Source organism: Pseudomonas sp. MIL19 (genome assembly GCF_028680365.1).
GTDB classification, from domain to species: domain Bacteria; phylum Pseudomonadota; class Gammaproteobacteria; order Pseudomonadales; family Pseudomonadaceae; genus Aquipseudomonas; species Aquipseudomonas spirodelae.
Window position 1 is genome coordinate 17,263 of sequence record NZ_JAPPVG010000020.1, and the last position, 20,643, is coordinate 37,905.

At 60.9% G+C, this 20,643-nt stretch carries 25 protein-coding genes and 1 riboswitch; of the genes, 22 read left to right on the top strand and 3 right to left on the bottom strand.

Annotation, left to right across the window (positions count from 1 at the left end; all coding sequences use genetic code 11):
- Nucleotides 1-8: 8 nt before the first annotated feature.
- From N1078_RS13475 to N1078_RS13485, 3 genes are all read right to left on the bottom strand, one after another.
- Nucleotides 9-503 (bottom strand): SprT family zinc-dependent metalloprotease, encoded by a 495-nt coding sequence (locus N1078_RS13475; protein WP_274088687.1) that lies wholly within the window; start codon nucleotides 501-503, stop codon nucleotides 9-11.
- A 113-nt stretch (nucleotides 504-616) separates the two neighbouring features.
- Nucleotides 617-1,216 (bottom strand): Yip1 family protein, encoded by a 600-nt coding sequence (locus N1078_RS13480; protein ID WP_274088688.1) that lies wholly within the window; start codon nucleotides 1,214-1,216, stop codon nucleotides 617-619.
- 156 nt (nucleotides 1,217-1,372) lie between these two features.
- Nucleotides 1,373-1,975: a DNA-J related domain-containing protein gene (locus N1078_RS13485; protein ID WP_274088689.1), complete on the bottom strand. Its 603-nt coding sequence runs from the start codon at nucleotides 1,973-1,975 to the stop codon at nucleotides 1,373-1,375.
- 97 nt (nucleotides 1,976-2,072) lie between these two features.
- On the opposite strand from N1078_RS13485, the gene ttcA reads away from it, so the two are divergent.
- From ttcA to N1078_RS13595, 22 genes are all read left to right on the top strand, one after another.
- Nucleotides 2,073-2,897 (top strand): tRNA 2-thiocytidine(32) synthetase TtcA, encoded by an 825-nt coding sequence (gene ttcA / locus N1078_RS13490; RefSeq protein ID WP_090253070.1) that lies wholly within the window; start codon nucleotides 2,073-2,075, stop codon nucleotides 2,895-2,897.
- 31 nt (nucleotides 2,898-2,928) lie between these two features.
- Entirely contained in the window at nucleotides 2,929-3,600 is a 672-nt protein-coding gene (locus tag N1078_RS13495; protein WP_274088690.1) for a DNA-3-methyladenine glycosylase I, read from the top strand.
- Between the two features lie 14 nt (nucleotides 3,601-3,614).
- The gene (locus N1078_RS13500; protein ID WP_274088691.1) at nucleotides 3,615-4,373 is read left to right on the top strand and encodes an NAD-dependent deacylase; all 759 of its coding nucleotides are present in this window, start codon (nucleotides 3,615-3,617) and stop codon (nucleotides 4,371-4,373) included.
- Nucleotides 4,374-4,449: 76 nt separating this feature from the next.
- Entirely contained in the window at nucleotides 4,450-5,064 is a 615-nt protein-coding gene (locus N1078_RS13505) for a C40 family peptidase (RefSeq protein ID WP_274088692.1), read from the top strand.
- 161 nt (nucleotides 5,065-5,225) lie between these two features.
- Nucleotides 5,226-5,750 (top strand): C40 family peptidase, encoded by a 525-nt coding sequence (locus tag N1078_RS13510; protein WP_274088693.1) that lies wholly within the window; start codon nucleotides 5,226-5,228, stop codon nucleotides 5,748-5,750.
- Between the two features lie 33 nt (nucleotides 5,751-5,783).
- A complete protein-coding gene (locus tag N1078_RS13515; protein WP_274088694.1) occupies nucleotides 5,784-6,446 on the top strand; it encodes an O-methyltransferase in 663 nt (220 codons plus the stop codon).
- 15 nt (nucleotides 6,447-6,461) lie between these two features.
- A complete protein-coding gene (locus N1078_RS13520) occupies nucleotides 6,462-6,782 on the top strand; it encodes a hypothetical protein (RefSeq protein ID WP_274088695.1) in 321 nt (106 codons plus the stop codon).
- A gap of 65 nt (nucleotides 6,783-6,847) precedes the next feature.
- Nucleotides 6,848-7,076: riboswitch (cobalamin riboswitch) on the top strand.
- 99 nt (nucleotides 7,077-7,175) lie between these two features.
- Complete coding sequence (gene btuB / locus N1078_RS13525; RefSeq protein WP_411912093.1) at nucleotides 7,176-9,062, top strand: TonB-dependent vitamin B12 receptor; 1,887 nt, start codon at nucleotides 7,176-7,178, stop codon at nucleotides 9,060-9,062.
- Between the two features lie 10 nt (nucleotides 9,063-9,072).
- Entirely contained in the window at nucleotides 9,073-9,645 is a 573-nt protein-coding gene (locus N1078_RS13530; RefSeq protein WP_274088697.1) for a hypothetical protein, read from the top strand.
- A complete protein-coding gene (gene cobO, locus N1078_RS13535) occupies nucleotides 9,645-10,256 on the top strand; it encodes a cob(I)yrinic acid a,c-diamide adenosyltransferase (protein ID WP_274088698.1) in 612 nt (203 codons plus the stop codon). Before N1078_RS13530 ends, cobO begins: the two co-directional genes overlap by 1 nt.
- On the top strand, nucleotides 10,256-11,569 hold the full coding sequence (locus N1078_RS13540) for a cobyrinate a,c-diamide synthase (protein ID WP_274088699.1): 1,314 nt from the start codon (nucleotides 10,256-10,258) through the stop codon (nucleotides 11,567-11,569). The genes cobO and N1078_RS13540 overlap by 1 nt, the downstream gene beginning before the upstream one ends.
- The gene (bluB, locus tag N1078_RS13545; RefSeq protein WP_274088700.1) at nucleotides 11,566-12,213 is read left to right on the top strand and encodes a 5,6-dimethylbenzimidazole synthase; all 648 of its coding nucleotides are present in this window, start codon (nucleotides 11,566-11,568) and stop codon (nucleotides 12,211-12,213) included. The genes N1078_RS13540 and bluB overlap by 4 nt, the downstream gene beginning before the upstream one ends.
- A complete protein-coding gene (gene cbiB, locus N1078_RS13550; RefSeq protein ID WP_274088701.1) occupies nucleotides 12,210-13,118 on the top strand; it encodes an adenosylcobinamide-phosphate synthase CbiB in 909 nt (302 codons plus the stop codon). Before bluB ends, cbiB begins: the two co-directional genes overlap by 4 nt.
- A complete protein-coding gene (gene cobD, locus N1078_RS13555) occupies nucleotides 13,111-14,103 on the top strand; it encodes a threonine-phosphate decarboxylase CobD (protein WP_274088702.1) in 993 nt (330 codons plus the stop codon). The genes cbiB and cobD overlap by 8 nt, the downstream gene beginning before the upstream one ends.
- Nucleotides 14,100-15,548: a cobyric acid synthase gene (locus N1078_RS13560; protein WP_274088703.1), complete on the top strand. Its 1,449-nt coding sequence runs from the start codon at nucleotides 14,100-14,102 to the stop codon at nucleotides 15,546-15,548. The genes cobD and N1078_RS13560 overlap by 4 nt, the downstream gene beginning before the upstream one ends.
- A 140-nt stretch (nucleotides 15,549-15,688) precedes the next feature.
- Nucleotides 15,689-16,210 (top strand): bifunctional adenosylcobinamide kinase/adenosylcobinamide-phosphate guanylyltransferase, encoded by a 522-nt coding sequence (cobU, locus tag N1078_RS13565; protein WP_274088704.1) that lies wholly within the window; start codon nucleotides 15,689-15,691, stop codon nucleotides 16,208-16,210.
- A complete protein-coding gene (gene cobT, locus N1078_RS13570; protein ID WP_274088705.1) occupies nucleotides 16,207-17,262 on the top strand; it encodes a nicotinate-nucleotide--dimethylbenzimidazole phosphoribosyltransferase in 1,056 nt (351 codons plus the stop codon). The genes cobU and cobT overlap by 4 nt, the downstream gene beginning before the upstream one ends.
- Complete coding sequence (gene cobC / locus N1078_RS13575; protein ID WP_274088706.1) at nucleotides 17,259-17,834, top strand: alpha-ribazole phosphatase family protein; 576 nt, start codon at nucleotides 17,259-17,261, stop codon at nucleotides 17,832-17,834. The genes cobT and cobC overlap by 4 nt, the downstream gene beginning before the upstream one ends.
- Nucleotides 17,831-18,556: an adenosylcobinamide-GDP ribazoletransferase gene (locus N1078_RS13580; RefSeq protein WP_274088707.1), complete on the top strand. Its 726-nt coding sequence runs from the start codon at nucleotides 17,831-17,833 to the stop codon at nucleotides 18,554-18,556. The genes cobC and N1078_RS13580 overlap by 4 nt, the downstream gene beginning before the upstream one ends.
- A 146-nt stretch (nucleotides 18,557-18,702) precedes the next feature.
- A complete protein-coding gene (locus N1078_RS13585; RefSeq protein WP_274088728.1) occupies nucleotides 18,703-19,902 on the top strand; it encodes an MFS transporter in 1,200 nt (399 codons plus the stop codon).
- Complete coding sequence (locus N1078_RS13590) at nucleotides 19,899-20,024, top strand: hypothetical protein (protein WP_274088708.1); 126 nt, start codon at nucleotides 19,899-19,901, stop codon at nucleotides 20,022-20,024. The genes N1078_RS13585 and N1078_RS13590 overlap by 4 nt, the downstream gene beginning before the upstream one ends.
- A 40-nt stretch (nucleotides 20,025-20,064) precedes the next feature.
- Entirely contained in the window at nucleotides 20,065-20,616 is a 552-nt protein-coding gene (locus N1078_RS13595) for a glutathione peroxidase (protein WP_274088709.1), read from the top strand.
- Nucleotides 20,617-20,643: the final 27 nt, after the last annotated feature.

Here is a 20,643-nt window from a genome sequence, read left to right on the forward strand (position 1 = left end):
CCAGTGGGCTATTCGATGCGCTGCTCACCGGTAAAACTCAAGGTCACCTTGCAGCGTCGGCAGAAGTAGCGACGGCCTTTGCTGACCAGTGTGTGGCGCTGGGCCGAAAACGGGAACTCCCCTTGCGGGCAGCTGCAGCGGTAGATGTAGCGACTCACCGCCCGCCGTTGCACGGCGTAGGTATGGCAACGGTTGGGCGCCAGCTCATACACACCGCGCATGATCAGCTGCCACTCCTCGCCGTGGGGCTGGATTTTTACACCAAACAGCTGATGGGCGATCAGGTGCGCGACTTCATGGGGCACGGTCTGCTTGAGAAAGTCTTCGCGATTCTCCCGGTACAGCTGCGGGTTGAAACGCAGTTTGTTTTCCGTCAGGTGCGCCACGCCGGCTTTTTGCCCACGCAACTTGAAACTCACCTCGGCGCGGACAAAGGGTTGCTTGAAGAAGGCTTCGGCCTGTTGGTAGCAGTGTTCTACACGGCTCAGAAGGTGTTCAGGCATGGATCTGGTTATCGAAACTGGGCCGGCGATTATGCCCAAGCTGCACCGGCTTCGCAGCTCTGAAACGACGAAACCACCCGTAGGTGGTTTCGTTGTGTTTCGACAGTGGAACGTTAGCTGGTGTAAACCGGGCCTGCGCCGAAGCCCCAGAGAATCACCGAGCTGGCGATCATCGCCACCAGCACCACCAAACCTACCGCGAGCACCGAGCTGGAGAACATAAAGCCCTCATCCTCGGGTATGCCCATAAAGGTCGGTATGCCGACATACAACAGGTACACCGTGTAGCAGATGGCTGCTGTGCCCACCACCATGGCCAGCCAGAGGTGTGGGTAGAGCGCCGCAAGGCCGCCGATAAACAGCGGTGTGGCGGTGTAAGCCGCAAATACCACGCACTGAGTGAGGTTTTGCTTGGCGTCGTAGGTGCGTGCCATCCAGTGGATAAATGCGCCCATTACGGCTACTCCGGCGAGCATTGCCAGGTAGGTCATGATGGTCATTTGCATCGCGCTGGCTTCTGTCAGCATCACTGGCGCTCGATTGCCAATTGCCCAGCCAACCTGGGTGGTGCCGATGTAAGCCGAGACGGCAGGAATTGCCGCGAGCAGTAGAACGTGGGTGAGATACATGTGGCTGATGCTTTCTTCTTCGCCACGGATTTCCTGCCATTCCTGGTCAGGACGGGTGAATAGCCCCCAAACGTGATGGATCATGCCAGACCTCCTTTTGTTATGCGGTCGCCCCCCAGCGCAGCGCCTGGTTCGCGTGTGCAGCGTGATCAGGTGCGAGGCCGAACCTATGCGACCGTATGTCGCAGTATAGGCAGCGATTACGCCAGGCAAGGCGGGGCGTTAGAGCAAATCGGACTCTCAGCCGCGGCCGTAATAACGTTCGAGGATTTCCATGGCTTTATTGATTGACTGCAAGCGCTCTGTGCTGCCGCCGCGATCCGGGTGGTGCAGGCTGACCAGTTGCCGGTAGCGCTGTTTGATGCTGGCAGGCGTGAGTGTTTGCGGGCTGTCGCTCAGTTCAAAGAGTTCCAGGGCGGCCTGTTGCTCCTCGCCACCCTGCATGCGTGACCAGAAGCTGCGCAGCAGCTTGGCTACATCCTGCTCGCCGGTGTCACGGAGTTGGCTCATGTCGAGGTAGTAATCGCGCAGTGGGTCATGCTCGCTCAGCTGCGCACTGCCCGGTTGATAGGGCAGCAGTTGGATGTTAAGCGCGCTGATCTGCAGGTGGCCGCGTTGCGTCGCCCATAGCCGTTCACGCAGGCGATAGAGCGCGTTGAACAGCAGAAAATGGGTACGAAACAGCACCAGGTGGTCAGTAAGCGGCAGGTTGGGGATGTGCGTGCAGTGGCGGGCTTTCAGCTGCTGGATCAATTGGTATTCGCCAAGGCCCGCGGGCGCGGCGGCGAGCAACTGGAGCACATGTTCGGAAAGGTCGAGGTTCGGGTTGATGTCGTCGTTCATCGGTCGAGCCTAGCATTTCACCAACTGTGGGGTAGGGTGCGTCACGCTTTCTGCGTAAAATGCCGCATTCTCAACGGCTTCCGGATTTCAGCGCACCATGGGCACCCTCTCGGTCAATCAGAACAAACTGCAAAAACGCTTGCGCCGCCAGGCGGGCGAAGCCGTCGCCGACTTCAACATGATCGAAGATGGCGACAAAGTGATGGTCTGCCTGTCCGGCGGCAAAGACAGCTACACAATGCTCGACGTGCTGCTGCACCTGCAGAAAGTCGCCCCGATCAAGTTCGAGATCGTCGCGGTGAACATGGACCAGAAGCAGCCAGGCTTTCCCGAACATGTACTGCCGGCCTATCTGGAGTCCATCGGTGTGCCGTACCACATCGTCGAGAAGGACACCTATTCGGTGGTCAAAGAGAAGATCCCGGAAGGCAAGACCACCTGCTCGCTGTGCTCGCGCCTGCGTCGCGGCACGCTGTACACCTTTGCCGATGAGATCGGCGCGACCAAGATGGCCCTAGGGCATCACCGCGACGACATCCTGGAAACCTTCTTTCTCAATATGTTCTACGGCGGCACCCTCAAGGCCATGCCGCCCAAGTTGCGCGCCGATGATGGCCGTAACGTGGTGATTCGTCCGCTGGCTTACTGCAATGAGGCGGATATCGAGGCTTACAGCCAGCTCAAGGAATTCCCAATCATTCCGTGCAATCTTTGTGGCTCGCAGGAAAATCTGCAGCGTCAGGTGGTTAAAGAAATGCTGCAGGACTGGGAGCGTAAGTCGCCGGGGCGCACTGAGATCATGTTCCGTGCGCTGCAGAACGTGGTGCCCTCGCAGTTGGCCGACCGTAACCTGTTCGATTTCAAGAGCCTGAAAATCGACGACAGTGCGACGCCGCGCTTTCTCGATGTGATGAACCTCTGATTTAGCGGTTTCCCGGCTTAAGGACTGCCCGATGCGCGATTACAAATGGCTGCATGAATACTGTTTGAACCGCTTTGGCTCGGTGGGGGCGTTGGAATCAATGCTGCCCGAACCGCGCAGTGCTGCCCAGTTACGCGCGATCAGTGATGATCGCTACCTGTCGACGCTGAGCCTGCGGGTCTTCCGTGCCGGCCTCAAGCACAGCTTGGTGGATGCCAAGTGGCCGGCGTTTGAACAGGTGTTCTTCGGTTTCGACCCGGAGAAAGTGGTGCTGATGGGCGCTGAGCGCCTGGAAAATCTGATGCAGGATGCGCGCATCATCCGGCACTTGGGCAAGCTCAAAAGTGTGCCGCGCAATGCCCAGTTCATTCTTGATGTGCGCCAGGAGAAGGGCAGCTTCGGCGCGTTGATCGCTGACTGGCCGGTGAGCGATATCGTCGGCCTGTGGAAGTACTTAGCCAAGCACGGCAGTCAGCTTGGCGGGCTGTCGGCGCCGCGCTTTCTACGCATGGTCGGCAAAGATACCTTTGTGCCCAGTGATGATTTGGTTGCGGCATTAAAAGCGCAGAAGATCGTCGATAAGCTACCGACCAGCTTGAAAGAGCGTGCGGCGGTTCAGGCGGCGTTTAATGAGTGGCATGAGCAGAGCGGGCGCCCCTTGTGTCAGCTGTCGATGATGCTTGCCTATACCGTCAATCATTGAAGTTGGAGCTGCTAATGGAACAAGCCATCAAGCGCGTCGCCGAGGAACTCAAGCAGGCCGAGCGGATCTTGCTGATTACCGGCGCTGGCTTGTCGGCCGACTCCGGGTTGCCGACTTACCGAGGGCTGGGTGGGCTGTATAACGGCCAGACTGCTGAGGGCTTGCCGATTGAAACGGCGCTCTCGGGGCCGATGCTGCAACGCGACCCGGCGCTGTGCTGGAAGTACCTGGCGGAGCTGGGCAAGGCCTGCCTGGGCGCTCAGGCTAATGCTGGGCATTACGCGATTGCTGAACTGCAGCGCAGAAAACCGCATTGCTGGCTGCTAACGCAGAACATTGATGGCTATCACCGTGCGGCAGGCAGCCCGATGGAGCGGGTGATCGAGATTCACGGCGAGCTGGCACCCTTGTATTGCCAGTCTTGTGGCGCTGTAGATGCCGAACTGGCCGCGCATTTGCAGCGGCCGCTGCCACCCAAATGCCGGCAATGCGCCGGCATACTGCGCCCGCCCGTGGTGCTATTTGGAGAAATGCTGCCGGAGCAGGCCATCGCTTCGCTGTATGCCGAGTTAGGCAAGGGCTTTGATGTCGTTATCAGCGTCGGCACCAGCGCCAGCTTTCCCTACATCGTCGAGCCGTTGCTGCGCACCCGGCAAGCAGGAGGATTCACCGCCGATATCAACCCGCAGCGCAGCGACCTGAGCAATAGGGTGGATGTCCATCTGCAAGGGCGCGCTTTAGATGTTTTGCCAGAACTACTGAGTCACATTTAGAGCCATAGAATTTGCAAATGCATGTCATAGAGGGCATAGTCGCGCTCTTGTGAAATCAACCGACACGGTCGTGCCCATGCTCCAACGCCTCGCACCCCTCGTGCCTATCGCACTTTCCCTGGTCCTGGCCGCCTGCGCCAACCATGCTCCGCAACCGGAGCTGACCACTCAATCTTCAGTGTTCTCCTCGACAGACCTTGCCGAGTTTGATGAGCAAGCCAAAGAAGCCGCCCTTGGCGATTTCACCGAAGAAAAGGCCTACAAACTCCCGCAACTGGCTGACGGCATTCTGTCCCACGGTCTGTCACTGGTAGGTACGCGCTATCGCTTTGGCGGCGGCTCGGTAAGTTCCGGCTTCGATTGCAGCGGTTTTATCGGTTACCTGTTTAAAGAAGAGGCCGGCCTGAAGTTGCCGCGCTCGACCCGCGACATGATCAATATCGACGCCCCATTGGTGGAACGTGATGACCTTAAGCCGGGCGATCTGCTGTTCTTTAGCACCAACGGCCGTGGTCGCGTCAGCCATGCCGGCATCTATATGGGCGATGATCAATTCATCCATTCTTCCAGCAGCCGCAGCGGCGGTGTGCGGGTCGATAGCCTGGATGATCGCTACTGGAAGCGCACCTTTATCGAGGCCAAGCGTGCCTTGGCGCTGGCGCCAACCGAGTCGCTCGTACGTAACCCTTGAGTGCGGCGTGCAGCGGCCGCAACGTTAAGGTCTCTGTAGCCCGTCGTCCTCTCTGACGCATCTCGATAGATTTCAACAACCTGCCAAGCAAAGCTAAAGCTTGCACTCGCATGTGCAAGCCGGCAGAGTAGGGCGCATCCCGGCTCAGGATCGCCTTGTCCATGACCGCATTCTCCCGTATCAGCTTGATTGTGATGGCCGCGCTACTTAGCGCCTGCGCGAGTCAAGCGCCCGCGCCAACCCCGCAACCCACTGTCTATCAGCCCATCAGCAGCTTTAACGGCAATGCTGATGATGTGCTATTTCGTGCGTTGGGCTTGGTGGGCACGCCCTATCGCTATGGCGGTAATACCCCCGAAGGCGGCTTCGATTGCAGCGGCTTGATCGGTTTTGTTTACCGCGATGCCGCAGGCATCAAGCTGCCGCGCACTACCCGTGAGCTGATCAGCATGCGCGCACCGGGCATTGGGCGCGACGCGCTGCAAAGCGGTGATCTGGTGTTTTTTGCCACCAGTGGCGGCAGCCAGGTCAGCCATGCGGGTATTTATGTTGGCAATGGCCGCTTCGTGCATGCGCCCTCCAGCGGCGGCACTGTGCGCCTGGACAGCCTGAGCAATACGTATTGGCAGCGTACTTACTTGAATGCCAAGCGTGTGTTCACCCCGGAGCTGGCGGGTAACCCCTGAGGCCCAGCCCTGGGTATTTGTAGAGGGGCTTTTATGACCACTCAAACGCTTAATCTCGATGCTGATCTCTATCAGTACCTGCTGGATGTATCGCTGCGCGAGACGCCACTGCTCAAGCGTCTGCGCGATGAAACCGCTCTGCTGACTCATTCACGCTGGCAAATCGCCCCCGAGCAGGGCCAGTTCATGGCCTTGTTGGTACAGCTGATCGGCGCGCGGCGGATTGTCGAAGTCGGCACCTTTACCGGTTACAGCGCTATCTGTATGGCCCAGGCCATGCCGAGCGATGGCCACTTGATTTGTTGCGACATTCCCGGCGGCTACAACGCCACGGCCAAACGTTACTGGGCTGAGGCGGGCCTCGCTGAGCGTATTGAGCTGCGGCTGGCGCCGGCGCTGCAAACACTTGAGGCGCTTGCTGCTGAGGGGCTGGCAGGGCGAATTGATCTGCTGTTTATCGATGCCGATAAAGCCAACTACCCGGCTTATTTGGAGCACGCCCTGCGCCTGGTACGTCAGGGTGGGCTGATTCTGTTCGACAACACCTTGTGGAGTGGCCGGGTGCTTGAGCAGAGCCCCGAAAGCGCTGACACCCGAGCGATTCAGGCGCTCAATCTGGCGCTGCGTGATGACCCGCGCATCGACCTGTCCCTGCTACCGCTCGGCGATGGCCTGAGCCTATGCCGTAAACGCTGAGCCGGCGTTGCTTGTATGCCCGAACCGATTCGCCTGCCCGAACAACCTGACGCCTGCGAACTTTGCGCCCGCGCCGCGCTGCTGACGCGCCATCACTTGATCCCCAAGGCACTGCACAACAAGGTTTACGTGCAAAAACGCTTCGGTAAAAGTGAGCGCATCAGCGCCACGCTCTGGGTGTGCCGTGCCTGTCACAACCAGATCCACCGGCTGTTCAGCGAAAAAGAGCTGGCGCTGATCTACAACAATCGTGACAGCCTGCTCAGTGATGAACGCTTGCGTACCTTTGTTGAGTGGTTGGCAAGCAAGCCGGCGGGTTTTATGCCGCGGCATTGAGTGGCACGTGAGGCGTCGGTGCTATGCGCGGCGTTATGCGTTGACGCTCTGTATGCAAGTCTCTACCCTGCGCGCCTGCAACAGGTGCCCCAAACGCATAGCGTTCAAAGGGTGAAACAGGGAAGCCGGTGCGTTTCGTGTTAACCACGCAACTATTCCGGCGCTGCCCCCGCAACGGTAAACGAGTCAAAGATCGCCACTAGCCACTGTGCCCACCGGCATGGGAAGGCGCGATCCAGGAACCTCAAGGTTCCACTCGTAAGCCCGGAGACCGGCCTGCTGCATCCACGGCATTGCGGAGGGCGTTGCCGGGCTGATGTGGCTGTATTGCTGCTCTATCTGCCTATGCTGTTCTCCCAATGTTTTATTCAGCAGTATCGCGCGGGCGGCGCGATGGAGAATCAGGCATTGTTTCGCACCTTTTATAAACGTCCGGCCGTTCTTTTATGGCTGGGCTGTAGTCCTTTTTTAACTGCACAAGCAGAACCCCTCAACCTCGCTCAGCAGGTGGTCACCGCCACGCGAACGGCTACGCCGTTGGTCTCGGTGGCGTCGAGCAGTGTGATTACCCGTGAAGATATCGAGCGCAGCCAGGCACAGAGCGTGCCTGACATGCTGCGCGGTCTGGCTGGCGTGCAGATCGTTAGCAACGGCGGCCGCGGCAAAAGCACCTCGTTGTACCTGCGCGGTACCAGCGAGAAGCAACTATTGGTGCTGATTGACGGGGTTAAGGTGGGTTCCGCCACCTCTGGTGCTGCCGCCCTGCAGGACATTCCATTGGCGCTGGTCGAACGCATTGAGGTGGTGCGCGGCCCGCGTTCCAGTCTGTATGGTTCCGAGGCGCTTGGCGGGGTGATTCAAATTTTCACCCGGCGCGGCGCAAAGCAGGGGCTCAAACCTTACCTGGCTTTGGGTACCGGCACGCGCTCCAGCTCCAGCGCTAATGCTGGCCTGGCCGGTGGTTCGCAGAACGGCTGGTTTGACCTTGGCGTGAGCAGCGAAGATACCGACGGGATTAATGCCCGCGCTTACCGACCTAGTGCCGCAGGTGCCTACGAGCCAGACGCCGATGGCTATCGCCAGCTGGCCGGTTCACTGCGTGGTGGCTACCGCTTCGTCAACGGTCTGGAACTGGACGGCAGTTGGATGCAATCGAGCATCCACAGCGACCAAGACCTGCGCAGCAGCTCCGGCAAAACCGGGCGCTACAGCTATGCCGATGGAGAGCAACAGGTGCTTGGCGGTCGTGCCCGTTTCACTCCCTTAGAGCCCTGGGATGTGACCTTGCAGGCCGGTCACAGCGAAGATCGCACCGACAACTTCCGTGATGGTGGTTTTTACTCGCGCTTCGACACCGAGCGCTACACCTTTGCTTGGCAGAACGACTTTAGCCTGACGCCCGAGCAACTGTTGAGCCTGGGTTTTGATTACCAGCAGGACCGCATCGACACATCCGACACCTATGCTGAGGACTCCCGCGACAATCGCGGTTATTACACTCAGTACCAGGGCCGTTTCGGTCGACATGGCGTGTCCGTTGGGTTGCGCCGCGACGACAACCAGCAGTTCGGCGAGCACGATACTGGCAACCTAGGCTGGAGCTATGAGCTCAGCGAGCGCCTGACGTTGAGTGCTGCCTACGGCACCGCCTTCCGTGCGCCGACCTTTAACGACCTGTATACCCCGAACAGCGGTTCCACCGCGGGTAACCCCGACCTTAAACCGGAAAAGTCGGAAAACTACGAACTCGGCCTGCAGGGCGGTGCTGGCTGGGGTGAATGGCGTCTCAGCGTTTTTGAAAACCAGATCGACGACCTGATTGTTTGGGCCGGCAGTAAGCCGATGCGTCCACAGAACGTCGAGTCCGCACGCATTCGCGGCCTCGAGTCGAGTGTGCGTACGCAGCTAGAGAATTGGGACCTGGCAGCCACCCTGACGCTGCTCGACCCGCAGGACCGCAGCCAGGAAAACCATGGGCATCAGTTGGCGCGTCGAGCCAAGCGCACTTTCAATATCGACGCCGACCGCCGCATCGGCTCGTTTGGCGTCGGTGCCACGTTGTTCGCTGCCAGCCAGCGGTTTAACGACGCCAGCAATACCGAAGATTCACGCCTGCCCGGCTATGCCTTGGTCGATCTGCGTGGCGAGTACCACATCGACAGCGAATGGCGTCTGCAGGCTAAGGTCAGCAACCTCTTCGACCGTGACTACGAAACGGCGCAGACCTACGAACAACCTGGCCGCGCCTTTTACTTGACCCTGCGCTACCAAGCGCTCTGAGGAGATACCCATGCCTATTCTTTCAACCCGTGCTCAGCTGCTGACGGGCATCGCTCTGGCGTTGCTGCTGGCCATGACGCGTGGCAGTCACTTCGCCAGCATCAATCTGCCCAGCGCCTCCTGGGCGGTGTTTTTCCTGGCCGGCGTGCTGTTGCGACCACGCTGGGTTTTTGCTGGCCTGTTTGTGCTGGCCAGTGCCCTGGACTTCTCTATGATGACCAGCGGTACGGTGAGTGACTGGTGCCTGTCGCCCGCTTACTGGATGCTGGTGCCGGCTTACGCCAGCCTGTGGCTGGGCGGGCGACTGTATGCCGGCTGGCATCGTGACACCTTGCAGAGCCTGTTGCTGTTGGCGGCTGTTGTCGCGGTCAGCGCTTTTGTCTGCTACCTGATTTCCGGCGGTGGTTTCTACTTCTTCTCCGGCCGTTATCCTGAGCCGACCCTAGCGGCCTGGCTGCCGCGTATCGCCGAATACTACCCGCGCTTTTTGTCCAACATGACGTTTTATGTCGGGGTGGGCAGTGCGCTTTATATTGCTTCGTTGGCGCTGTTTGGCCAGCGCCTTAGCCTGGGAGCCAAGTGATGACTGAGTCTATCGAACGTGACGAGCGGCACCGTGCACGGATGCAACGCAAGAAAGCCCTGATCGATGAAAAAATCGCTCAGTCCCAGGATGAGTACGGCTTGCTGCTGGTGCACAGCGGCAATGGCAAGGGTAAGAGCAGCAGCGCCTTTGGCATGGTCGCGCGCGCGCTGGGCCACGGGATCAAAGTGGGTGTGGTGCAATTTATCAAGAGCGCAGCCAGCACCGGTGAGGAAGCCTTCTTCCGGCGTTTTCCCGATGAAGTCAGCTACCACGTGATGGGCGAAGGCTTTACCTGGGAAACCCAGGACCGCCAGCGCGACATCGACAAGGCCCGCGAGGCCTGGGCGGTGGCGGTGCAACTGCTTAACGATCCGGGCATTGGCCTAGTAGTGCTCGATGAGCTGAATATCGCGCTGAAATACGGCTACCTGGAACTGGAAGCGGTGCTGGCCGATATCGAAGCCCGGCCGCTGTTACAGCATGTGGTGGTGACCGGTCGCGGCGCGTTGCCGGGGATGATCGAGGCAGCAGACACCGTGACCGAAATGAGCTTGGTCAAGCATGCCTTCAAAGCCGGAGTCAAAGCGCAGAAGGGAGTCGAGTTTTAATGAGCGACTGCGCTGCACGTGCCTGCCCCGCACTGTTGATTGCCGCGCCGGCTTCCGGCCAGGGTAAAACTACTGTGACAGCGGCGTTGGCGCGTTTGCATACGCGCCAGGGCAAGCGTGTGCGGGTGTTCAAGTGCGGCCCGGACTTTCTCGACCCGATGATTCTGGCCCGCGCCAGCGGTGCACCGGTGTATCAGCTCGATCTGTGGATGGTCGGTGCCGCCGAAAGTCGCCGCCTGCTCTGGGAAGCGGCTGGCGAAGCCGATCTGATTCTGATCGAAGGGGTGATGGGGCTGTTTGATGGCAATCCATCGGCGGCCGACCTGGCGCGACATTTCGGCGTACCGGTGCTGGCGGTGATTGACGGCTCGGCAATGGCCCAGACCTTTGGCGCCATGGCTCACGGCCTGGCGACCTTCGAACCGGATCTGCCGTTTTCCGGGGTGCTGGGTAACCGGGTTGGCAGCGTGCGCCATGGCGAGATTTTGCGCGATGCCTTGCCGGCCTCGATCCGCTGGTACGGTGCACTGCCGCGTAGCGCCGAAGTGGGCTTGCCGAGCCGCCATTTGGGTTTGGTCCAGGCCGCTGAATTGGCTGATCTGGATGCACGCCTGGATGCCGCCGCCGATGCCTTGGCTGCCAGCGCCGATACGGCGCTGCCACCGCCCGTCAGCTTCGCCGCACCTGAGCAGGCAAGGCCTGCGGCATTGCTCAGCGGGGTGCGTATTGGCGTCGCACGTGATAGCGGCTTTGCCTTTCTCTATCAGGCCAACCTGGATTTGCTGCGTGAGCTGGGTGCTGAACTTAAGTTCTTCTCGCCGCTGAACGATGCGCAGTTGCCCGACGTCGACAGCCTTTATCTGCCTGGCGGCTACCCGGAGCTGCATTTGGCACAGCTGGAGGGCAACCAGGCGATGGCTGAGTCGATTCGCGCGCACCATGCGGCGGGTAAGCCGATTCACGCCGAGTGCGGCGGCATGCTTTACCTGCTCGACAAACTGACTGACAAACAGGGCGCGAGCGGGCAGATGCTCGGCTTGCTAAGCGGCGAGGCGACGTTGCAACCACGCATGACCGCCATGGCCTTGCAGCAAGCCGAACTGCCGGAAGGCCTGTTGCGCGGTCACAGTTTCCACTACTCAGCCCTGAGCAGTGAACTGCAACCGCTGACCCGTGGCGAGTGCCCGAACTATAAACGCACCGCCGAGGCGGTCTATCGTCAGGGTCGGCTGACGGCGTCGTATATCCACTTTTATCTGCCGTCCGACCCGGCTGCAGCGGCAGCATTATTCAGCCCCGGAGCGCCAGCATGAGTGAGCACGCCTTCAGCCCTGAGGAGCGCGCAGCGGTCTACCGCGCCATTGCCGAGCGCCGTGATATGCGTCATTTCAGCGGCGGCGAAGTGGCTCCTGAGCTGCTCGCGCGTTTGCTTGAGGCCGCGCACCAAGCGCCCAGCGTTGGTTTAATGCAGCCCTGGCGGTTTATCCGCATCACCCAGCCGGCGTTACGTGAATCGATTCACGGCCTGGTGGAAGAGGAGCGGGTGCGCACGGCCGAGGCGCTGGGCGAGCGCAGCGATGCGTTTATGCGGCTTAAGGTCGAGGGTATTCGCGACTGCGCCGAGCTGCTGGTGGTGGCGCTGATGGACGGCCGCGAGGCTCACGTATTTGGTCGGCGCACCTTGCCGGAAATGGATCAGGCCTCCTTGGCCTGCGCGATTCAGAACCTATGGCTGGCTGCGCGCGCTGAAGGTTTAGGCATGGGCTGGGTCTCGCTATTCGAACCCCAGGCACTGGCCGATCTACTAGGCATGCCAGCGGGCAGTAAGCCGCTGGCGGTGTTGTGCCTGGGCCCGGTGCACGCCTTCTATGACGCGCCGATGCTGGTTCAGGAGGGGTGGGCAAAGCCGCGCCCGCTGAGTGAGCTGCTGTTTGAAAATCACTGGGGCACGCCATGAGTGTGGTGCTTAGCACCTGCGCAGGGGTCGCCCTGGACGCGGTTTTTGGCGAGTCCAAGGGCTGGCACCCGCTGGTGGCGTTCGGGCAGTTGGCTGAGCGCATTGAGCAGCGCTTCAACCCGGCAGGCGGCGGTTGGCGCAGCCATGGGGTTAGCGCCTGGTGCCTGGCGGTGTTGCCGCTAACCCTGCTGACCTGGCTGCTGAGCCAGATCAGCGGGCTGGGTTGGGCACTGGAAATTCTTGCGCTGTATGCCGCGCTGGGCCTGAAAAGCCTGGGTGAACATGCCAGACCGGTGGCGCAGGCTCTGCGTTTGGGGGACCTGGCTCTGGCGCGCGAGCGTGTCGGTTATATGGTCAGCCGTAATACCGCCGCGCTGGATACCACGGGGGTGGCCCGCGCGGGTACCGAATCGGTGCTGGAAAATGGTAGCGACGCGGTATTCGCCGCACTGTTCTGGTTTGTGGTTGCCGGCGCGCCGGGCGTGGTGCTGTATCGCCTGAGCAATACCCTGGATGCCATGTGGGGCTATCGCAACGAGCGCTTCGAGCGTTTCGGCTGGGCCGCAGCGAAGATTGACGACGTGCTCAACTACCTTCCGGCGAGGCTGGTCGCGTTGACCTATGCATTGCTCGGGCGAACCGCGTTGGCGCTGCGCTGCTGGCGCACCCAAGCGCCGCAGTGGGACAGCCCGAATGCCGGCCCGGTGATGGCGGCTGGGGCAGGGGCACTGGGCGTTAGCCTGGGTGGCGCAGCGGAATATCACGGCGAACTGCATGTGCGCCCTGATCTGGGCGCAGGGCCTGCACCCAAAGCGCGTGATATCGAACGCGCCCTTAACCTGGTCAATGGCGGTGTGTTGCTATGGCTGGCGCTGCTGCTGTTGTGGGGGGCTGTTTATGCTTGAGCATGGTGGCCGCTTGCGTGAGGCCTCGCAGCGCTATGGCATTGCTCTGGCGGATTGGCTGGACCTGTCCACCGGTATCGCGCCCTATGCTTGGCCGCTGCCGATGATTCCTGCCAGCGCCTGGGCGCGCCTGCCCGAGCCGCAGGATGATCTGGAAATCGCTGCTCGTGATTACTACGGGGTGAGCAACCTGCTGCCGGTGGCGGGTTCCCAGGCCGCGATTCAGGCGTTGCCGCGGCTGCTGCGCAATGCCACGGTCGGCATCGTTTCGCCGGCCTACGCCGAGCACGCTGCGGCCTGGCAGCGTGAGGGGCATCAGCTGCTAGAAATCAGCGAGGGCGCTATCGAGGGTGCGCTGGCACGTCTGGATGTGCTGTTGTTGGTCAATCCGAATAACCCCACGGGGCGTCGTTTCGAGCCTCAGCAGCTGCTGGACTGGCACGCCCGCCTGGCCGAGCGCGGCGGCTGGCTGGTGGTGGATGAGGCGTTTATTGATTGCACGCCCGAGTTCAGCTTGGCGACCTTTAGCCAGCGCCCGGGGCTGATCGTGCTGCGCTCATTCGGCAAGTTTTTTGGCCTGGCCGGAATTCGCCTGGGCTTTGTGCTGGCCCAGCCAAGCGTATTGCTGCAGTTGGCTGAACTGCTCGGGCCTTGGACGATCAGTGGGCCGAGTCGGGTAGTAGCGACTGCGCTGCTGCAAGATCAAGCCGCGCAGCGCCAGCAGCGGGAGCGTTTGCTCGCCGATGGCCAGCGGCTAGCCACACTGCTGAGCGCCCAAGGGCTGTCACCCAGCGGCGGCTGCGCGTTGTTCCAGTTTTGTTGTACGCCGCAGGCGGCCGAGTGGCATGGGTTTCTCGCCGCCCGCGGCATTCTCACGCGGCTGTTTAGCACGCCGCTCAGCCTGCGCTTTGGCTTGCCGCCTGATGAAGCCGGTTGGCAGCGTCTGCAGCAGGCACTTGCCGTCTTTAGCGGAGAACGCACATGACGACTTTGATGGTGCAGGGCACCACCTCCGATGCGGGCAAGAGCACTCTAGTGACCGCACTGTGCCGCTGGCTTAAACGCCAGGGCGTGGCGGTGGTGCCGTTTAAACCACAGAACATGGCGCTGAACAGTGCAGTGACCGCTGACGGTGGCGAAATCGGCCGCGCCCAAGCCGTGCAGGCCCAAGCCGCTGGTTTGGCGCCGCATACCGATATGAACCCGGTGCTGCTCAAGCCCAATAGTGACATCGGTGCGCAGGTGATTATTCACGGTCGCGCCCTGAGCAGCATGGATGCCGTGGCCTATCACGATTACAAAAAAGTGGCGATGCAGGCGGTGTTGCAGTCGCACCAACGTTTGAGCGCGGCCTATCCAGTGGTGATGGTGGAGGGCGCCGGTTCGCCGGCCGAGATCAACCTGCGCGCCGGCGATATTGCCAATATGGGCTTTGCCGAAGCGGTGGATTGCCCGGTGATTCTGATTGCCGATATCGACAAGGGCGGCGTATTTGCCCACCTGGTTGGCACCCTGGCGTTACTCTCGGAGAGCGAGCAGGCGCGGGTGCAGGGCTTCGTGATTAACCGCTTTCGCGGCGATATCGCGCTGTTACAACCGGGCCTGGACTGGCTGGAGCAGCGCACCGGCAAGCCGGTACTTGGGGTATTGCCCTACCTGATGGATTTCCATCTGGAAGCTGAGGACGCCATCGATATTCGCCAGAGCGCCAAGGCGGCCGAGGTGCTGAAAGTGGTGATCCCGGTGTTGCCGCGCATCAGTAACCACACCGATTTCGACCCGTTGCGCCTGCATCCTCAGGTTGAGCTGACCTTTGTCGGTCCCGGCCAGGTGATTCCCTCCGCCGATCTGATCATCCTTCCCGGCTCGAAAAGCGTGCGCGCCGACCTGGCATTCCTGCGTGAGCAGGGCTGGCCGGCGGCGATCAACAAACACCTGCGCTATGGCGGCAAGGTGCTCGGCATTTGTGGCGGCTTGCAGATGCTCGGTATGCAGATCGACGATCCGCAAGGGCTGGAAGGTGCCGCAGGATCCAGCGCAGGGCTGGGCTTGCTGGATTTCAGCACGGTACTGGAAGCCGAAAAACAGCTGCGCAATGTGCACGGCCAGCTGTGCCTGGAGGATGCCCCGGTAAGTGGCTATGAAATTCATGCGGGCGTCAGCACCGGTGCCGGCCTGAATGCGGCCGTGCGCCTGGATGATGGCCGCAGTGACGGCGGCATGAGCGCCGATGGCCAGGTGCTGGGCACCTATCTACATGGGTTGTTTGAACGCACTGAAGCGTGCAGCGCGCTGTTGCGTTGGGCTGGGTTACGCGAGGTGCAACACGTGGACTACCACGCCTTGCGCGAGCGTGATATCGAGCGTTTGGCCGATCTGGTTGATGCGCATCTGGATGTCGAGCGGCTGCGAACACTATGTGGCCTATGACGCGCGTTGGTGAAAGAGGTTTGCGTGGGAGGGGCTTTAGCCGCGAGGGTTTAGCTCGGTGTGTTTCGCGGCTAAAGCGGATCGCCGCCCGGCCCCTCCGACAAGTCCTGCGCCACCTACAGAATTAAAGGGTAATCGACATGCTTGAACTGATTTTGGGCGGTGCCCGCTCTGGCAAGAGTCGCCTGGCCGAGAAGCTGGCACGCGAGTCTGGTCTTGGGGTGATCTATATCGCCACCAGTCAGGCGCTGGATGGTGAAATGAATGCGCGTATCGAACATCATCGCGAGCGTCGCCCGGCCGCCTGGGGATTGGTGGAAGAGCCGCTGAACCTGGCGCGGGTGCTGTGTGAACAGGCGGGGGCAGATAAATGCTTACTGGTCGATTGCCTGACCCTGTGGCTGACCAATCTATTAATGCTGGACGACCCCGCGCGCCTGTATGTCGAGCGCGATGCGCTGCTTGAGTGTCTGGTCGGCCTGCCAGGGCGGGTTATTTTCGTCAGTAATGAAACAGGCTTGGGGGTCGTGCCACTGGGTGAGCTGACCCGCCGCTATGTCGACGAGGCGGGATGGCTGCACCAGGCCCTGGCCGAGCGTTGCGAGCGGGTGGTGTTTAGCGTGGCGGGTTTGCCGATGGTTTTGAAAGGACAAGCACTATGAGTGAGCAATGGTGGCTACAAGGGTGTCAGGCCCTGGATATGACTGCGCGCAGCCAGGCGCAAGCGCGCCAGCAGCAACTGACCAAGCCGGCGGGCTCGCTCGGACAGCTGGAACAATTGGCCATTGCCCTGGCCGCTATGCAGGGCAGCCAGCGGCCGCAAGTTGAGCAGTTATCGATCAGTATTTTTGCCGGCGATCACGGCGTGGTGGCCGAAGGTGTGTCGGCCTATCCCCAGGCCGTTACCGGGCAGATGCTGCATAACTTCGTCAATGGTGGCGCGGCGATCAGCGTATTAGCCAAGCAGCTGGGCGCGACGCTGGAGGTGCTCGACCTTGGCCTCGCCGTGCCACTGCAGCCGCTGCCAGGCGTACGCCATTTGCCGATTGGCCCAGGTACCGAGAATTTCGCGCGCGGCTCGGCAATGACCGCTGACCAGTTACGCCTTGCCTTGGATGTTGGGCGGTCCAGCGTGCGGCAGGCTAAAGACGCGGGCAGCCAGCTGTTTATCGGCGGCGAGATGGGCATCGGCAATACCACCTCAGCCACGGCGATGGCCAGTGTGCTGCTGGAGTGCTCAGCGTTGAAGCTGGCCGGCCCGGGTACCGGCCTCGACAGCGCAGGTGTAGTGCGCAAAGCCGAGGTGATCGAAAGTGCACTGGCGTTGCATCGACCCTCGCTTAGTGAGCCTTTCGAGATCCTGCAACGCCTCGGTGGGTTTGAGATTGCGGCCCTCACGGGAGCCTATATCGCCTGTGCGCAGCAGGGCATCACTGCGCTGGTAGACGGTTTCATCTGCAGCGTCGCAGCCTTGTTGGCCGTGCGCCTGAATCCGGCTTGCCGTGATTGGCTGCTGTTTGCCCACAGCGGCGCCGAGCCCGGCCACCAGCGGGTGCTGCAAGCGCTACAAGCTGAGCCTTTACTCGGTCTTGGCCTGCGCCTGGGTGAGGGCAGTGGCGCGGCCCTGGCTGTGCCGCTGCTGCGATTGGCCTGCAGCCTGCACAACGATATGGCTACTTTTGCCGAGGCGGCCGTGGCCGATCGGCCGCTATGACGGTGTATCTGGAGTTATTGCGGCACGGTGAAACCGAACTGGGTGGCGGCCTGCGTGGCAGCCTGGACGATGCGCTGACCGCTACCGGATGGGCGCAACTGCGCACGGCCGTCGCCGACGGCAGCCGCTGGGACCGACTGATCAGCTCGCCCTTGCAGCGTTGTGCGCGGTTTGCCGAAGAACTGGCCGCGCAACAGGGTGTGCCGTTGAGCCTGGAGCCTGACCTGCAAGAGCTGCATTTTGGCGCCTGGGAAGGCTGCAGCACGGCCGATTTGATGCAAACCAGCGCCGATGAGTTAGGTCGCTTCTGGAACGATCCCTATGCCTTCACCCCGCCTGAGGGGGAGCCACTGCTGGTATTTGAAGCACGCGTACTGAGCGCGTTGCAGCGCTTGCAGGTACGTCATGCTGGCGAGCGGTTATTGCTGGTTACCCATGGTGGCGTAATGCGCCTGTTGCTGGCGCGGGCGCGGGGTTTGCCGCGCAAAGATCTGTTGCAGGTCGTGGTGGGCCACGCTGAGCGTTTTCAACTGAGCTTGGATGAGCAGGGCGAACTGCGGGAGTTGGCATGACGCCCTGGTGGATCGCCCTGCAGTTTCTCACGCGCTTGCCAGTGACGTTGGCCGGTATGCCGACAGCCGAGCAGAGTGGCCGATCGCTGCTGTTCTATCCGCTGGTGGGGCTGTTGATCGGCCTGCTGCTGCTCGCTGCTCAACACTTGCTGGCTGATACCAGTGTGTTGCTGCAGGCGGCGCTCTTGCTGGCGTTGTGGGTCGGCATCAGCGGTGGGCTGCATCTGGATGGCCTGGCTGACAGCGCCGATGCCTGGGTCGGCGGCTTTGGCGATAAAGAGCGCACCCTGAGCATTATGAAAGACCCGCGCAGCGGACCGATTGCCGTGGTGGTTCTGGTGCTGCTGCTCTTGCTCAAGTTTGCCGCGCTGGTGGCCTTGCTGGAGCACGACAACGGGTTACTGGTGCTGTTGGTGCCGTGGCTGGCACGTGCGCTGTTGCCGCTGCTGTTTCTCACAACGCCCTATGTACGGGCGGGTGGATTGGGCCAAGCGTTGGCTGAACATCTGCCGCGTCAGCAACTGCCCTGGGTATTGGCTGCTCATGGTCTGGGCATGTTGCTGCTGGGCTGGCCTGCGGTGCTCGCCTTGCTGATGGCCGGATTGGTTTTCCTCTGGCTACGCAGCGTGATGCTCAAGCGTCTGGGCGGCACGACCGGGGATACCGCTGGAGCGCTGCTAGAGCTGGCCGAATGCGCGGTGCTGGTGGCCTTGGCTTTTTAAGCCCTAGGGCATTGTGGCTGAGCAGCGGCGGTCATTTAAACTGCTCGCGATTAGCCGATAGTCGGCTTGCTAGGTGTTTAGCCGAGGCTCAATCTAGCGGGTCGTGATCAATCAGCGGTCATCACAAGGGACAGGTTATGAAGACAATCGGGCGCGGCAGTTTCTGGATTCTGCTGGGCGCATCACTGATCCTGGCCCTGTCACTGGGTATTCGTCATGGCTTTGGTCTGTTCTTGCCGCCGATGAGTGCCGAGTTCGGTTGGGGGCGCGAGGTATTCGCCTTCGCCATCGCCTTGCAGAACCTCATCTGGGGGCTGACCCAGCCGTTTACCGGTGCCTTGGCCGACCGTTTCGGCGCCCGCAGTACGGTGATTGTGGGCGGGATTCTGTATGCCATTGGCTTGGGTTTTATGGGCCTTGCCGACTCCGCGGTGAGCCTGTCGCTGAGTGCTGGTGTGCTGATTGGTATCGGTTTGTCTGGCACCTCGTTCTCGGTGATTCTCGGCGCGGTAGGCCGCGCGGTACCGATGGAAAAACGCAGCATGGCCATGGGGCTGGCCGCAGCAGCCGGCTCGTTCGGCCAGTTTGCCATGCTCCCCGGCACCCTGGGCCTAATCAGCTGGTTGGGCTGGTCGGTCGCGCTGATGGTGTTGGGGCTGCTGGTTGCGTTGATCATTCCGTTGGCCGCCATGCTCAAAGACACCCCGTTAGCGTCTACCGGGCCGGAGCAGACTTTAGGCGAAGCGCTGCGCGAGGCGTGCGCGCACTCGGGCTTCTGGCTGTTGGCGTTGGGCTTTTTTGTCTGCGGATTTCAGGTGGTGTTTATTGGCGTGCACCTGCCGGCCTATCTGGTCGATCAGCATCTGCCGGCGCTGGTGGGCACCACGGTGCTGGCCTTGGTGGGCTTGTTCAATATTTTTGGTACCTATATTGCCGGCCTGCTGGGTGGGCGGATGTCCAAGCCGCGTTTGCTTAGCGCCTTGTACCTGGCCCGCGCCATCGTGATTTTGGCTTTTATCCTGACGCCGCTAAGCGTATGGAGTGCCTACGCCTTCGGGGTGGCCATGGGGCTGCTATGGCTTTCAACGGTGCCGTTGACCAATGGCACCGTGGCCACCCTGTTTGGGGTACGTAACCTTTCGATGCTCGGCGGTATCGTGTTCCTGTTCCATCAGCTGGGGGCATTTCTCGGTGGCTGGATGGGCGGCTATCTGTATGACCATACGGGCAGCTATGATCTGGTTTGGCAGATTGCGATACTGCTCAGCCTGCTGGCCGCTGCACTGAATTGGCCAGTACGTGAGCAACCGGTGGCACGCTTGCAACAACAGGAGGCGAAGGTATGAACACAGACTATGGCTTGAATACTGCGCTGGTAATGGGCGGCATGTTGCTCCTAGGCCTGGCCTGGTGGGGCTGGTTGCAAAGTGGCCTGGCGTTTTTGCAGCTCGGTCTTGGGGTTTGCTAAGACGCGTTTGGCGTGTGTCTATTCAATCAAGGTGATCCTGATGCGGCGTTATTCCCTGGTTATTTTGCTCATGTTAGGCACGTGGATGGGCGCAGCGCAGGCGGCTGAATGTCCGGCTTTATTACAGGGCGATCTGCAGAAATTGCGCAGCCAGGAGCGCATAGACCTTTGTGCCACCTTCGCTGGCAAGCCGCTTTTGGTGGTCAATACCGCCAGTTTCTGTGGCTTTACGCCACAGTTTAAAGGCCTTGAAGCGCTGTATCAGCGCTACAAAGCGCAAGGCTTGCAGGTGCTCGGTGTGCCCTCCGATGATTTTCGCCAAGAGGCCGACAGCAGCGAAGAGACGGCCAAGGTCTGCTACGTCAATTACGGTGTGACGTTCCCGATGAGCGAAACCCAGCCTGTTACCGGCAGTGCTGCGGTGCCGCTGTTCAAAGAACTGGCCGCACAAAGCCAGGCTCCACGCTGGAATTTCTCCAAATATGTTGTGGATGCTCAGGGCAAGGTTGTCGCCAGCTTCCCCAGCAGTACCACGCCGGATGATCCGGCGCTGCTGGCCGCTGTCGAGAAGGCGATTGCCTCGCAGCGCTGACTTGCCGCCTATCTGATCTTGCCCGGC